Origin of the sequence: Sphingobium sp. JS3065 (assembly GCF_026427355.1) — a bacterium.
Lineage (GTDB): Bacteria > Pseudomonadota > Alphaproteobacteria > Sphingomonadales > Sphingomonadaceae > Sphingobium.
This window is the reverse complement of the sequence record NZ_CP102664.1, coordinates 364884-378960: the sequence shown is the minus strand read 5'-3', so window position 1 is coordinate 378960 and position 14077 is coordinate 364884. Positions and strand designations below refer to the sequence as shown.

At 61.9% G+C, this 14077-nt stretch carries 11 protein-coding genes and 1 pseudogene; 2 read left to right on the top strand and 10 right to left on the bottom strand.

From position 1 onward, the window contains the following. Positions 1 to 261: 261 nt before the first annotated feature. Entirely contained in the window at positions 262 to 1464 is a 1203-nt protein-coding gene (locus NUH86_RS01925; protein ID WP_267251019.1) for an IS256 family transposase, read from the bottom strand. A gap of 170 nt (positions 1465 to 1634) precedes the next feature. Then, complete coding sequence (locus tag NUH86_RS01920) at positions 1635 to 3635, bottom strand: ParB/RepB/Spo0J family partition protein (protein WP_267252004.1); 2001 nt, start codon at positions 3633 to 3635, stop codon at positions 1635 to 1637. A 316-nt stretch (positions 3636 to 3951) separates the two neighbouring features. On the opposite strand from NUH86_RS01920, the gene NUH86_RS01915 reads away from it, so the two are divergent. Continuing rightward, complete coding sequence (locus tag NUH86_RS01915) at positions 3952 to 4239, top strand: type II toxin-antitoxin system RelE/ParE family toxin (RefSeq protein WP_267251018.1); 288 nt, start codon at positions 3952 to 3954, stop codon at positions 4237 to 4239. Beyond that, a complete protein-coding gene (locus NUH86_RS01910) occupies positions 4239 to 4535 on the top strand; it encodes a HigA family addiction module antitoxin (protein WP_096061549.1) in 297 nt (98 codons plus the stop codon). The genes NUH86_RS01915 and NUH86_RS01910 overlap by 1 nt, the downstream gene beginning before the upstream one ends. An 18-nt stretch (positions 4536 to 4553) precedes the next feature. On the opposite strand, the gene NUH86_RS01905 is transcribed toward NUH86_RS01910, so the two are convergent. The 8 genes and pseudogenes from NUH86_RS01905 to NUH86_RS01870 form a co-directional block, all read right to left on the bottom strand. After that, positions 4554 to 6239, bottom strand: coding sequence for a strawberry notch C-terminal domain-containing protein (locus tag NUH86_RS01905; RefSeq protein WP_323749010.1), 1686 nt, complete (start codon positions 6237 to 6239; stop codon positions 4554 to 4556). Between the two features lie 202 nt (positions 6240 to 6441). After that, positions 6442 to 7446, bottom strand: coding sequence for a tyrosine-type recombinase/integrase (locus NUH86_RS01900; RefSeq protein WP_267251016.1), 1005 nt, complete (start codon positions 7444 to 7446; stop codon positions 6442 to 6444). Next, positions 7443 to 8354, bottom strand: coding sequence for a tyrosine-type recombinase/integrase (locus NUH86_RS01895; protein WP_267251015.1), 912 nt, complete (start codon positions 8352 to 8354; stop codon positions 7443 to 7445). The genes NUH86_RS01900 and NUH86_RS01895 overlap by 4 nt, the downstream gene beginning before the upstream one ends. After that, on the bottom strand, positions 8348 to 9895 hold the full coding sequence (locus NUH86_RS01890; RefSeq protein ID WP_267251014.1) for a tyrosine-type recombinase/integrase: 1548 nt from the start codon (positions 9893 to 9895) through the stop codon (positions 8348 to 8350). Before NUH86_RS01890 ends, NUH86_RS01895 begins: the two co-directional genes overlap by 7 nt. A gap of 145 nt (positions 9896 to 10040) precedes the next feature. Continuing rightward, a pseudogene (locus tag NUH86_RS24800) lies at positions 10041 to 10367 on the bottom strand (methylase); the annotation flags it as partial. A gap of 84 nt (positions 10368 to 10451) precedes the next feature. After that, positions 10452 to 11456 (bottom strand): site-specific integrase, encoded by a 1005-nt coding sequence (locus NUH86_RS01880; protein WP_009823939.1) that lies wholly within the window; start codon positions 11454 to 11456, stop codon positions 10452 to 10454. Further along, positions 11453 to 12808, bottom strand: coding sequence for a tyrosine-type recombinase/integrase (locus NUH86_RS01875; protein ID WP_009823940.1), 1356 nt, complete (start codon positions 12806 to 12808; stop codon positions 11453 to 11455). The genes NUH86_RS01880 and NUH86_RS01875 overlap by 4 nt, the downstream gene beginning before the upstream one ends. Beyond that, entirely contained in the window at positions 12805 to 14037 is a 1233-nt protein-coding gene (locus NUH86_RS01870; RefSeq protein ID WP_007015824.1) for a site-specific integrase, read from the bottom strand. The genes NUH86_RS01875 and NUH86_RS01870 overlap by 4 nt, the downstream gene beginning before the upstream one ends. Positions 14038 to 14077 lie beyond the last annotated feature (40 nt).

Below are 14077 nucleotides of genomic sequence, written 5' to 3'. Positions count from 1 at the left end.
GAGATCGATACTGAAACCTACCTTGGAGCCATATGAACGAGTGACCGCTATCGGGCAGGGCAAAAACGGTCTCGAATGGGAGAGATGTCAGCGGAATCTGACACCTCCTCAAAATTACCGGAATGTCAGCTGCTGTTGTTCATGCGCCCAAGACAGAACTGTGTGTCAACGGCCCAATTCAAAAAAAGAAGCGGGATGATGTCCCCGGACGTGGTGTAGCTGGGTTCGTCCCCCGCGTTTTCCGGCCTCAGTCCGGGCCAGTCATGTTTCGGGCACAGCCGAGAGCATGATGATGGGATTATCGCTGAGCGGTGCCATGGTTTCAAGCGTCATGTAGCGGGCGCGCTGGACGGCCCACTCGTCGCTCTGTTCCATGAGGATGGCGCCGACGAGCCGGGTGATGGCCGCTTCGTTGGGGAAGATGCCGACGACGTCGGTGCGGCGCTTGATCTCGCCATTGAGCCGCTCGATCGGGTTGGTGCTGTGGAGCTTGGCGCGGTGCTCCTTTGGGAAGGTCATATAGGCGAGCACGTCGGGCTCGGCCTCGTCCATCAGCGCGGCCAGCTTGGGCAGTTTGGGCCGCATCTGGTCGGCGACGGCGCGCCATTGCTGACTGGCCGCTTCGGCGGTCTCCTGGGCGAAAGCGGTGCCGATAAAGGCCGATACGACCCGCCTGCCGCTTTTGCCGGCGTGGGCCAGGATGTTGCGCATGAAGTGCACCCGGCAGCGCTGCCATGTTGCGCACAGCAGCTTGGAGACCGCTGCCTTGATGCCTTCATGGGCATCGGAGATGACTAGCTTCACGCCCCGCAAGCCGCGTCGGGCGAGCTTGCGCAGGAAGGCGGTCCAGAAGGGTTCTGCTTCCGAAGGGCCGATATCCATGCCGAGCACTTCGCGCCGTCCATCGCTGTTGACGCCGACCGCGACGATCACCGCGACCGAGACGATCCGACTGTTCTGGCGGACCTTCACATAGGTGGCGTCGATCCACAGGTACGGCCAGTCGCCCTCGATCGGCCGGTCGAGGAAGGCATGAACGCGCTCGTCGATATCTTCGCACAAGCGGCTGACCTGGCTCTTGGAGATGCCGTCCATGCCCAGCGCTTTGACCAGATCATCGACCGAGCGGGTCGAGATGCCCTGGATGTAAGCCTCCTGGATCACCGCTGTCAGCGCCTTCTCCGCCATCCGGCGCGGTTCGAGAAAGCCGGGGAAGTAACTGCCCTTCCGCAGCTTCGGGATACGCAGCTCGACAGTCCCGGCGCGCGTCTGCCAGTCACGTTCGCGGTGGCCATTGCGCTGGACGAGCCGCGCGGGCGACTTCTCGCCGTAAGCCGCACCGGTCAGGCCGCCGACTTCCATCTCCATCAGCCGCTCGGCGGCAAACGAGATCATGTCGCGCAAAATATCGGCGTCGGGGGTCTGTTCCACCAGCGAGCGCAGGTGCATCATGGTATCGGTCATCGTGGTCCCTTCCTTCAGGTTCGAGTCTTCCAACCCAAACCTATCCGGAAATCACGGTGACCACCTCAACACCCAGCTACACCACGATGTGGGACATCATCAGAAGCGGCCCCTCCCGAGATGGGAGGGACCGCTTCAGGGGTTGAGACGACTAACCTGTCAGGAGGAAGTCAGGCAGCCATCTCACGGGGGGCCGGGCAATCATCGTTGGCACTGCCAATAAGCGTCACGTGTTCAGCGTCGAGTTCGTCTTGTTCGGCTGGCATGATCTCCACAGGATCGGCGAAGCGCATCACCTCCGGAACCCAGCCTATCGCACGGTCCCGCACCTCGGCTTCGGTAATGTAGGTCCCGGCGAACACTCGCTCGGCGCTCATCGCCAGGTCAGTCTTCTTGACCGATGCGAACCTTGCCGAGAGTTCCGGTCCGCCGACGTCAGCGAGCGCATCAAGAATGACCTGCTTCGACACGCGGTCGAAGTAGTTCGCCGCCGTCGGGCGCCACCATTGGGCCATGTCGATGCCGATCTGGCGGCCCAAGCGATCCTGGAGGGCAATGTGCCGGTCACCCGCCATGTTGAGACTGGCCTCGAACGTCCGACCGACAACGAACCCAAGCCAGGCTGCACGAGTGTCGTCGCCGAGGCTGCGGAACCGATCAAAACGGGTGGCGACATCCTCCCCGGCACGCCAGCTTTCGTCGAGGCCACTCTTCAGGTCAGCCAGCGCCGCACTCGCAGGCGCATCCTTCGCTTCGAACCCGACGATTGGCCCTGCTGGCACGCCGCCACGAATTGTGGTCGCCGAGCGCGAACGCCAGTCGAGCGTATCGCCATCGGCCAGCGTGAAGACAAGCAGGTCCAGCGCAAGGCCGGGATCGGACGCGACATGGAGGGCAAGGACATCGCGGCGTTGCATCGCCAGTTCGTCGACCAGGCGCTTGGACAGGGCTGCGCGGCGCGGACCGTTGTCGCCGCTTCCAGTGATGACCTCGATTCCATCATCGTCACCCGGACCTTCGGACTGACGCTCACCATAGAAGACCGGCTGGAGCACCGGCGTACCGTCGCGTGACAACGTCAGGATCATGCCCGCGTCGCCCTTGAGTTCCGGCGACAGCACGGGCGGCCGGCTGCGGATATCCTGGCATTCGCGCTCGATCGCCTCGATCGCAGCCTCGGCAGCAGCCACCGCTTCCTCGGCGCTGTCCTCATCTTCGAGGATCGCCGCGTACTCGTCATAGGACACGTCGAGTTCATCAAGCCGCGCGAGTTCGGCCTCAGTCAGCGGCGCGGGTTCGGCCGGGAGACGAACCAAACCATCGACCAGATCGTGGCTGGCATAAGGATCCAGCGTCGGCTTGACCCAGGCGAGCCCTTGTTCAGCAGCGAGCGCCTTGGCCTGTTCATCCATCTTCGCCGCAGCGAGATTTTCGAGCAATGCAATGTCGGCCCAGGCCTCGCTGTCATCGTCGTCGAAAAGCTCCCGCTCGATGCGTCCACCGGCAGCGAGATAGGCGTCGCGCCCGACCAGACGTGCCCGGGGATCGTTGCCCCGGACCGTGCCTGAGAGGACCATGCGCCGGACGCTGTCCGGGTTGGGGGCGTAATAGGCCGAGGATACCTGCTCGAAGACCTGCGCCTGGATCGCCTGATCCGAAGTCGCACCAAAGGCCTTGGCCAGGTCGAGCGTGATCTCACCACCGGCGAGCGCCTCGAAGACAACCGGCGCGAGCTTGGCGAGGCGCAGGCGTCCTTCGACGAAGCGAACGGTGAGCCCGAAGCGGCGAGCGACGTCTTCGATGGAGGCGCCGCCTTCGATCAGCGAAGCGAAGGCAACGGCTTCGTCGGCAGGGTTCATCGCGAGGCGGTGGAAGTTTTCGGCAAGGCTGGTCTCGACCGCAGCTTCCGCCGTGTCTTCAAGGACCAGGCAGGTCACCTGGTGATCGCGCGGCAGCACATTGTCGTCGGCGAGCGCAAGCATCGCCCGGCGGCGGCGTTCACCCGCCTCGACCTCGAACTTACCCTTGGCGCCAGGCCGGACAATGAGGTTCTGCAAGAGGCCGAGCGCGGCGATGCTCGCTGCGAGTTCGGCATCGGCTGCGGCGTCGGAATGCTTGCGAACGTTGCGGGGGGACTGGACGAGCTTGTTCAACGGGATCGTTCGGATCATGGCACATACTCCTGATTGCGAGCCCGGCAGACCGACCATCGGCGCCCAATCGGCTCATCAAAGCAAAGCCCCCTCCCCTCTCTTCTTGCGTATCGGGATTGTCTGCTAACGACCCGTCCAAGGCCGCTGTCTGTTTGAGCCGCTATGCCGCTTCAAAGGGGCGATTACAGGATTGTAACTGGACAGGCCGAGCGCTCCGAAATCCCGATTCGGCCACGCATGATGGGGTCAATTCGCTCCGAATCGCGAAGTTTCAGAGAAATTCAATCTGACAAGCGACACTTGACGCTTGGCAGAAATTTGCGTATCAAGCGGCGTGGAAATCGAGAGCATCTCGCACAAGGCGCTGCGAAGCTTTGCCGAAACCGGCAAGGCCAAGGGACTGTCAGGAAATCTGGTGGCGCGCCTTCGCAATATGCTCGCCTGGCTGTCGGTAATCGAGATGGCTGACGAACTTCTGGTGCCGCCAAATTTTGGCGCGCATCTGCTGAGCGGGGACAGGTCTGGCACCTGGTCCCTGACCGTAACGCGCAACTGGCGAATGACATTCCGGATCAACGCGGCGAACGCCATCGAAGATCTGGATCTGGAGGACTATCACTGATGGCTATCAAGCTTCACCCCAGCTTTGCGGTTCATGCCGGTGTCTGGCTGCGCACTGAGATCGTCGAGCCGCATGGCCTCACCGTTTCGGCCGCAGCCGAGAAGCTCGGTGTCTCGCGCCAGGCGATGAGCAGCCTGCTCAATGGCCGGGCCGGCATATCGGCCGAGATGGCGATCCGGTTTGAAAAGGCGTTTGGCCTCAGGGCAGACAGTCTGCTGCGGATGCAGGCGGCGCACGACCTTGCCGAGGCTCGCCGCCACGAAAAGGACATCAAGGTCGAAAAGATCGCCGCCTGATCCGTCATCACAGCGGATCTACCGGGTCAGACGGGCCAAGATCGCGTTCGCCTGGTCAGTGGGCACAAACAGGCGCGTCTGATACCGGATGATTTCCGTAAAGCAGCCCTGCGCCTTGTACCAGTCGAGCCGAGCGGCCGACCAACCAGCAAGCTCAAGTCGCTGCGCGCCGTTGACGAGGCTTCGCTTGAGGGTCAGCGCCTCCCTGCCCCGCACTTCCATCGGGCGACCCGATCGCATGACAGCCTGCACGATATCTTCGGCAGACAAGACGCTGGCCTCCTCAAGGCCAAGCGAACGGCACAGGTCGGGCACACTATGGACCGGCACTTCTCGGCCAAGGAGCGAACTCCCATCCTTTGCCGCGATCCGGCTGACCCGGACGTAGTCCGAAGGCAGCTTGTCCCAGACAGGCAGGAGCAGTCCGGTAGCCAAGTGAAGCCGTTCACGCTTGCAGCTTGACGTCGCCTCATCGACCTCGGCCTGCCACAGGCGTTCGAACTCCGGCTGTTCGATCACCTCCCAGCTGCTCTCGGCGAGTTGCTCTGCGGGAATATGCGTGCGCTTGAGCGGGCGGATCATCTCAAAACGAGCGATGCGTGTGCCCTCGTCAGAGAGCAGGCTGCGCGCCGGGACCAGCAGAGCGACACGGCCGGACCGGGCGTTATGCATCAGGCGATGCCGCGCGGTGTCGAGACCAAAGTGTTCGCCGAGCCGTTTGAGCGTCAGCGGCTTCAGAGCCCGGGCAATCTCCAGCTCCAGCAGATGCGTGGTCGCTCCGGACGTGGCATCGGTTCGCAGCAGCGTATCGGACATGACTTCGAAGCTTTCGACGGCGATCGTCTCAACGCCAAGATCGAGGGTTCCAGCTTGTCGTGCGGCATCGACCCGTGCCTCAACCAGGGAGATGAACTCGTCGAAGATCGCGTTTTGCAGCGCAATCGGCAGCGCCAGGATGCGATTGAGCCAGCGCTGGATCGACGGCAGATCGTCTACCAAACTCCCGACAACACCCTCAATCCTCAGCCCGGTCAGGTCCTGAAACCTGGAAAGGCCGACAGCCTCGAGTTTGCCCATGAACAGAAGCCCGAACCAGCGGTTCAGCGCCTCCTTGGCATATGTGCTTTCGAGGTTGTCGGCGGGATCGAAGAGGTTTTGACCGCCAGTCTGGCGTTGGCCACGGGTCAGCGCACCAAGGCTGTCAAGCCGCCGGGCAATCGTCGAGATGAACCGGCGTTCGCCGCGAACGTCGGTCGTGACCGGCCGGAACAAGGGCGCAGAAGCCTGATTTGTGCGGTTGGTGCGACCAAGCCCCTGGATGGCGGCATCCGCCCTCCAGCCAGGCTCCAGAAGGAAATGGACGCGCCGTGCCTGGTTCCGGACGGAAAGGTCAGCATGGTAGCTGCGCCCCGTGCCACCGGCATCGGAAAAGACCAGGATGCGCTTGCTGCCATCCATGAAGGCCTGGGTCTCGGCGATGTTGGCGCGCGGACTGCGCGACTGGAGCTTCTGCCGACCATCACGTCCAATGATAAGTCGCCGGCTGCGGCCGGTCACTTCGGCGACCGCATCGACCCCGAAGCGCTCAATGATCGCATCGAGCGCAGTTGCGATCGGCGGGAGAGCGCACAGCTGCTCGATCATCCGGTCGCGCGCGGCAAGTGCAGAGCGGCACAGGACCGGCTGCCCCTGCTCGTCGACCATGGGTTCGGAACGGGGATTGCCATTCTCGTCGGTGAACACCGCCATAAGCCGCACGGGGAAGCTCTTGGCGAGATAATCGATCACGTATTCTTTGCAGTCATATTTTATGTCGAGTGCCGCTGCCGGAGGCACGGATTTGCGTCGCTTCGTCATGATTTTACTCCAGATAATATGGGCGTCGGCGGAATGGTCCGGGGACGAGCTACGCCCGCCTCCGAACATCGGTGAGCATTGTGATCAAGGCGTCTGAGGGCGGCTTGAAGCGCCCAGGTTTGATCGCCGGCGCGCCATGGGCCGCGAGAATCTGCAGCTTTTCGTCGGGATCGGCGCGCAGATAGCTCTCGGTGCTCTGGATGCTTGCGTGACCAAGCCAGAGCGCGACCTTCCTGATGTCTCCGGTCGCCGCGAGCGTATGCATCGCGCAGGAATGGCGCAGCACGTGCGGCGTTACGCGCTTACCAAGGATCGACGGCTGCTTTGCTGCCGCAGTCTTGACGTGTTCGTCCAGTCGGAATGCAAACCCATCGCGGGTCATGCGTTGCCCGTTGGCGTTGAGGAATATCTCGGGTGCCTCGGCTTTGGGGCGGATCGCCAGCCAGGCGCGCAAGGCGGCCTGTGTCTCCTTCCAGAGCGGCAGAACCCGTTGGCGACGGCCCTTGCCCATGATGTGCACGGTGGAAAGTGAGCGGTCCGGGAAATCGTTCAATTGCACCGACACGAGTTCCGACACTCTGAGTCCGCAGGCATACGCCAGATGCAGCATGGCGCGATCGCGGGTGCCGAGGCGTGTCCGGGGATCCGGGGCATCGAGCAATGCCTTGATCTCTGTCCGATCCAGGTAGTCGATCAGCGCCATGTCTGTCTTCTTGCTGGGGATTGATCGAACGCGAAGCGCCTGGTCTAGGCAGGCCGGAACCCGAAACTCGATGTAACGGAAGAAGGACCGGATCGCGGCGAGCCGGCCATTGCGGGTCCGTACGCAGCTGCCGCGCCCGGTCTCGACATGGTCAAGAAAGTCCAAGATCATCTCGGTGCCGAGATCTTCTACCTCGAGATCGGTCGGCCGGCGCTTCAGCCGATCGGCAGCAAACTGGACGAGGATGACGAAGCAGTTGGCATAGGTCTTCACCGTGTGCGGGCTGACGGCACGATCCCGTGGGAGATGTTCACGCAAGTATGCCGAGAGGTGGGGAGCGAGCGCCGTCATGCCGCTTCTCCCAGGTAAAAGTGCTCGCTCTCGGCCGCGATGTCGCGCAGCAAAACCGGGGTAGCTTCGAGATACCAATACGTGTTGGCGACCGACACGTGCCCCAGATAGACACTGAGCCCGGCCATGTGGTGCGCAATGGCTTCCCTGTCGGCCGGGCAGGACTCAAGAGAGCGTACGGCAAATGTATGCCTTAAGTCATGGAGCCTCATGCCTGAGGTGCCGGTCGGTCCGCGATAACCGAGTTGACGGGCCAGCCTTACAAAAACAACGTGAGCCCTGGTCTTGGTGGGTGCTCGTCCCCGGATGGAAACGAACAGATCGCTGCCCTTGGCCCCGAGCCTGTCGCGGATAACAAGGTAGGCTTCAAGCGCTTGGCGGGTCGATGGCTGCAAAGCGATCAGGCGCTGCTTGCCGAACTTGCCATTGCGGACGATCAGGCCATCCTCGACAAGGTCGGTGCATTGTAACGCCAGAGCTTCGGATATCCGCAGGCCCGTCGCCGCGAGCAAGCCGAACAGGTAATGGTACGTGTGGGGGCTGATCATGTCCTGCGGCGGAACGTCCAACGCCGCCCTCATGATCGCCCGCACCTGGTCCGGTTCGATGATGGTAGGCGTCGGACGAGGTCTCTTGCCTCGACCGAAGACACCCGCGGGGGGAACCTCGTAACCTGCATCTTCGGCTTGGGCAAAAAGGCTGAAGTTGCGCACAGTGTCGAACCGGTGTCGGGCCACATTCTGCGAAGATGATGTGCGGCACCAATCGTAGATCCGCTGAATGTTGGTGTACCGATCACCGAAGCCTGCGGCGAAATCCGCGTAGAGGCGGAGCAGCCGGTCCTGTGCGGAGAACTTCCGTCCCAGGCTGCGATGGAGCGCAACGTATCTCGAAATCATGTTCAGCATGGCAAGTCTCCTGGCCAGGGCTGGGCGATCTTTGTGAGCATCGGCAGATCGACCTTGGCGTAGATGGCTGTGCTCTCAGGCGAGCTGTGCCGCAGGACGGTCCCCACGGACTCCAGACCCGCACCCGCGCGCAGCATGTTGGTGGCGAGCGAATGCCGGAATATGTGCGATCCGGTCGGCAATCCCTCGATCCCGCCGCGCTCTCGCGTGCGTGCGACTATCCCAGCGATCTCGGCGGACGACCGGAACGACCGGAACGGAGCTTGCGAGCGCAAGAAGACGTGCTGATCGACAGCCTTGGGGCGGGCCGTGACGATGTAAGCCAGGATCGCGTCGCCGACATCTTGAGGCAAGGGCAGTCGGTCTGGCCGACGTGTCTTGCCCTTCACCTTCAGATGACCTGACCGCCAGTCGATGTCGTCGAGGCGCAAATCCCGAATATCACCGGCGCGCAGGCCAAGCCTGGCGAGCAGGAGAATGATGGCCTTATCCCGGACTTCCACCGGACGATCTGTGGGGCAGGCCGCAATGATCTGCTCGATCGTTGCGGGGTCGACATAACGGGGCAACGTTGAAAGGCGGTACCGCGTCACTGATGGAATGGCGTGCAACAATGCCGGTCGGCAATCGCCTTGCACTATCAGAAACCCAATGTAGCTCTTCATTATCGTGACGAGCAGAGACGCGGAACCCGGCGTCTCCTTGCTTCGTCGTTGGAGCGCGCGCCTGAGAGCAGCCGCATCCCATTGTGAAGGCTCGCCCAGCATGGGCATCATCCGCGCGATGTCGGCCCGGTAACGCCGGATCGTCTCGTCGCTGGCACCGCGATGTTGCTTGAGCCATGTCAGATAAGCCGACATGTGCCGGTCATCGTCTGCCACCGGCTCAACCGACGGGATGACGCCCCGACCTCGCAGAAACTCGACCAAGTGCCGAGCGCATCGCCGTCGCCGCTTCGTGCCCGTGGCGACCAGCTTGCCTCGCTTACGCCAGACCGGACAGCGGCAATCGTGTGTGGCGTAGTGGTCGATGATCGTATCGTCGATATCGGCCCACGATCGGCGCGTAATGCGAAGCCAAGCCGCGAAGTGCTCCGCCTCCGATCTGTAGGCTTGCGACACCCCCTTGGCGAACTGGAGGCCGTCGATTACATCCGAATAGTCGGCGAGGTGACGTCCGAAATCGTCGATCCCATCGGCTACGGCGATGAAGCCCTGGTCTTCGAGAAACCTGACAAAACGCCTGACACGCGCTGCAATATCAGCCTTGTAGGCAGGCACCTGCGCTGAATACCCCGGACACCGGCATCGATGCTTCTCAAACCGGCGTGTGATGTGATCGTCGACCGCGCCGATCGAAATACTGCGCAGTCTCAGCCAACACAGAAAATGCCGGACCGCCGCGCCGAACAGGACCGCACAGGCTGTGCCCTCGTCGACCGACAGAGAGGAGAGGAATGCGGTGAGCAAGGCGTCGTGACTGGGCGGATCTTCGATCGTGCACGGCACACGCCGAAACGACACAAATGATCTTGTTGGCATGGTGGATCCTTCGACTTGTTGAGGTCGAAGAACCTGTAATTATCTGGAGTAAAATCATGACGAAACGACGTAAATCCGCGCCCCCGGCGGCGGCACTCGACATAAAATATGACTGCAAAGAGTATGTCTAATCTTGAGATCCAGATTAGACATAGTCGCGGGGACTGAGATCGATTTCGAGGTCTTCGCGTTCCTCATCGGAAAGATCAGCAAGGCGGCGATCGAGCATGGCCTCAGCGGTCGAAACAAGTTGGACGACCGCGGCATGTCCATCCGCTAGCGCCGCGTCGATTGCCGGTATCAGGCTCGGCAATTTCATCGAGAGGAGGAGCTGGGCAAAGAAGCGCTGCTTGGTTCCCTCGAAAATCGACAGCGCGGCCGACTTGGCACCGCTGTTGAGCGTGTTGCCGCTGTCCTGATCGACGATGCGAGTTTCCTCGAGCGCCTCGCGCAGATTGGTATGGATAACCGCTTATCGCGAGGAAGCGGTAATGCGGAGGAACGCGGCGTAGTCCTGCAAAGCTGCGGAACATTTCGCCACGTCCTTCACATTATTCTATAGGGTGTCGAGCCATCCCATCAGATTGGCATCTCGCTTCCACGAAGGTGGCACGTTGCTCGCCGCCGGGGCGCCAACCTGTTCCAGCGCCTTTCGTTTGGTCTCCAGATTGGCCTGAGCATAGTGATTGGTCGTATCGAGACTGACGTGCCCGAGCCAACTGCGGATGACGGTGATATCGACCCCGGCGGCAACGAGGTGGACGGCGGTCGCGTGCCGGAAGCTGTGAGGCGTAACGTGTTTTGACTGGAGGGTCAGCGTCGATTTCGCGGCTTGTTCCACGTAGGCGTTGAGCTTGAACCGCACCCCTGACGCCCCTAGCGGTTCACCGTATCGATTGACGAAGATCCGCTCATCGGGCGCACGCGGCTGTCGCTCCAGTAGCTTCCTGAGCAATGCCACGGTTTCTGGCCAGAGCGGGCAGATGCGTTCCTTGCGCCCCTTGCCGTAAAGACGCACGAAGTTCGGTGCATCGAACCGGATTGCTTCGGGACAGAGGTCAAGCGCCTCTTGGATTCGCGCGCCACTGTTATAGAGGAACGAGAGCAGTACATGGTCGCGCAGCCCTTCGAGTGTCGATCGGTTGGGCTGGGCGAGGATGGCCTCGACCTCCTCGGGCTCGAGGTAGCACGGCGCGGAGGTGGGCTCCCGCTTCAACGGAACAGCCAGGACCTCTGAGCACTGCGCGATGTATTCCGGATTCTTGTCCGCCACGAAGCTGAAGAAGCTGCGGATGGCGGCCAGTCGGCAGTTCCGCGTGCCGATCGTGGTCTTGCGGCCATGCTCGGTATGATGAAGGAACGCGCGCACCTCGCCGGCCGAGACGTCGGTGAGCGTCAGCCGCGCGACCCCGCAGCCTTTTCGCTCCGCGACGAACCGAAGCAGCAGCCGCCAGGTGTCGCGATAAGAGCGGATCGTGTGGATTGACGCGCTGCGCTGCTCGGCCAGCCACTCCTGGAAGAACGCCCGCAACAACGCGGGCAATGGATTGCCTTTCCTCATGGCCGCGCCTCCGTGACAAGGCACGGGGCGCCGAGCGCGCGGAACCGTTCACTGGCTTCCTGCAACAGATCCTGCGTGACGGTGATGTAGACCAGCGTGGAGTGGAGATCCCGGTGCCCCATGTAGGTCGAGAGGAAGTGCAGTTTTTCCTGAGGGTTAATGCCGGACCGGTACCACTGGAGGATGCGGTTCACCACCATCGAGTGACGAAGGTCATGGACCCGCGGCCCGGTCCGGCCCGAAGCGGGCTTGAGCCCAGCACGGCGCATGACGTTGGTAATCATTGTCGTAACCGCCTCGGGCCTGTAGCGGTCATTTAAGTGGGCATGCCAGAACAGCCCTGATTTCGGGTTCTGTGGGCCGCCAGCGCGCCGCCTCGCATCGATGTACGCGCGCAGTTCGACCGCGACACTGTCGGATAGAGGCAAGATCCTGGTCTTGTAGAACTTCGTTTCCCGGATCGTGATCGTGCTTGATTGCAGGTCCACGTCACCAAGATCGAGCCATGCCAGCTCGCTTCGCCGTAGCCCGGCACAATAGGCCAGCATGATCATGGTGTAGAGGGTCAACGGCCGCAGCGGAGCGTCCGGCGACGGATAAGTCCGTGCGGTATCGAGCATACGCCGAACGTCAGCCGGGCTGAAGATATGCGGTTGCCGATGCTCCCGCGCTACTTCCCGCTCTGGCCGGGGATTGAAGCGCTTTGGCGGGATAGTCGGATCGAGGCGGAACCGCGCCTTGGTCAGGATGCGCGCCAGCTTCTGGCATTCAGCCGCGTGGTTGCGGGTCGGCTTGGCAGCCGCCCAGCTCGCAATCATTGCCTCAAGTGGTTGCTCCGCGAGGTCGGGACGGGCCTGAAGGAACCGATCGAACCGCAGCAGCCAGTGAGCCTGCGCTTCATATTGATATCCCCGGCTGCGCATCAGCATGACATGGTCTTGCATGAAGTCACCCAGCACGCTGCCGAAGGGCGCAGGCCGTCGTAACGCGGCCAAGGATTCGTCGGGATTCGGGGAAGCCAAGGCCCGCCAGATCGGCTTGCTTTGCTTGACGTTGTACCGACGGCGAAGTGCAGCAACAGGGTTGTCGGCGATCAGCCCGATTTCGACGAGGTGGTCGAGGAAGCGGTCGACAATGCAGACCTGATTGAGCAGCGTCGACAATCGCCAACGTTTTTGCATCTCCTTCAGCCAGGCGTCGAGCATCTGCCGGTCCACCGCCGGATGCCGGCGGGCAACATCTTCGAAGGTGCAAAGGAACCAGCGATATGTCGGTACGCTTCCCGGCCGGAACTGCGATTTTACCAGGAAGGCGTCGACGACGGTGCGATCGGGATCGTGCCAGGCGCTCATGACAGCACCTCCATTCCAGGCACCTCGAGTGCCACGGCTCGGAGATCATCTGTTGCCAGTTTGAGATAAGTATTGGTGGATTCGGTGGATCGATGCCCGAGCACGTCGCCGATGATCTTTTGCGGGACCGATGCCCGCAGCATTTCGACCGCACGTGCGTGGCGGAAGACATGCGGCCCCCGCTTTCCTGCTGGCACTACGCCTGCGGCGGCCAACCGACCGCGGATCATGCCGTACAGGTTCGTCATTGCGATATAGGGTGCGCAGGATCGGACGAAGATTTCCCGCACTTCAACCTGGGGCCGCCCAAGGCGCAGATAATCCAGCAGCGCTTCACCAACAGTCACCATTAGCGGCATGTACGAGTACGCGTTGGTCTTGGTGTGGCAGATCCGGAGGGATTCTGCGCGCCAGTCCACGTCATCGAGCCGAAGGCGGCATATCTCACCTTCGCGCAGCCCATACGTGGCAAGCAGCTGAAGTATCGCATAATCGCGTAGTCCGCGTGGCGATCTGTCCTCCTGCGTTGTCGCCAGAACCGCGGCGATTTGGCTCCTTTCCAGCGTCGACGGCACATCTTCGTAGGCATAGAGCATGGGGCCGATGATGTGTGGCGTCAGATCGGTCGGGATGCGACCCGTCCGATGCAGATGGCGAACCACCGAACGGAGACGCTCAGCGACATCGGCCAATGATTTGCGCCGTAAACCAGGCGCGCGCATGTCCATGTAGAGATCGATGTCCACGATGCTCAACGTTTCGAGGCTGGCGGCACCGGCCCGGTCGAACTGCCATCGCAGGAAGTTTCGCGCCTCCCACATCAGCGCCGCAATGGACGCGCTTGCCAAACCGCGCTCCTCGCGCAGCCATGCCTCGTATTCGCGGCAAATTTCATGTCGATGCTCGTCATCGGGACCGATCATTTCTGCGTCCGGGGGCCAATTGCCTTGAGCAAGCCGGAGGAGCTTGGCGATCGCGGTGCGGGGCAACATGTGCCAACGCGCACTGGGAGGCCGACCGTACTGGATCTCAAAATCCTGAACCGCATAGCCAAAATACTGATCGACCTGCTGCGGCGTCACAGTCTCGACCTGTATATCGCACTCGGCCAGATAATCGAGAAACGCGCGGGCGTAGAGACGGTGGTTCGCCACGACCACGGGATTGTAATTCTGTGTGGTGAGCGAATTCGAGAGTTCGGTGATCAACTCGTCATGCAACTTCAACATGATTGCCTCCTCAGCTGGTCCAGGGACCGCCGAGGTTCGC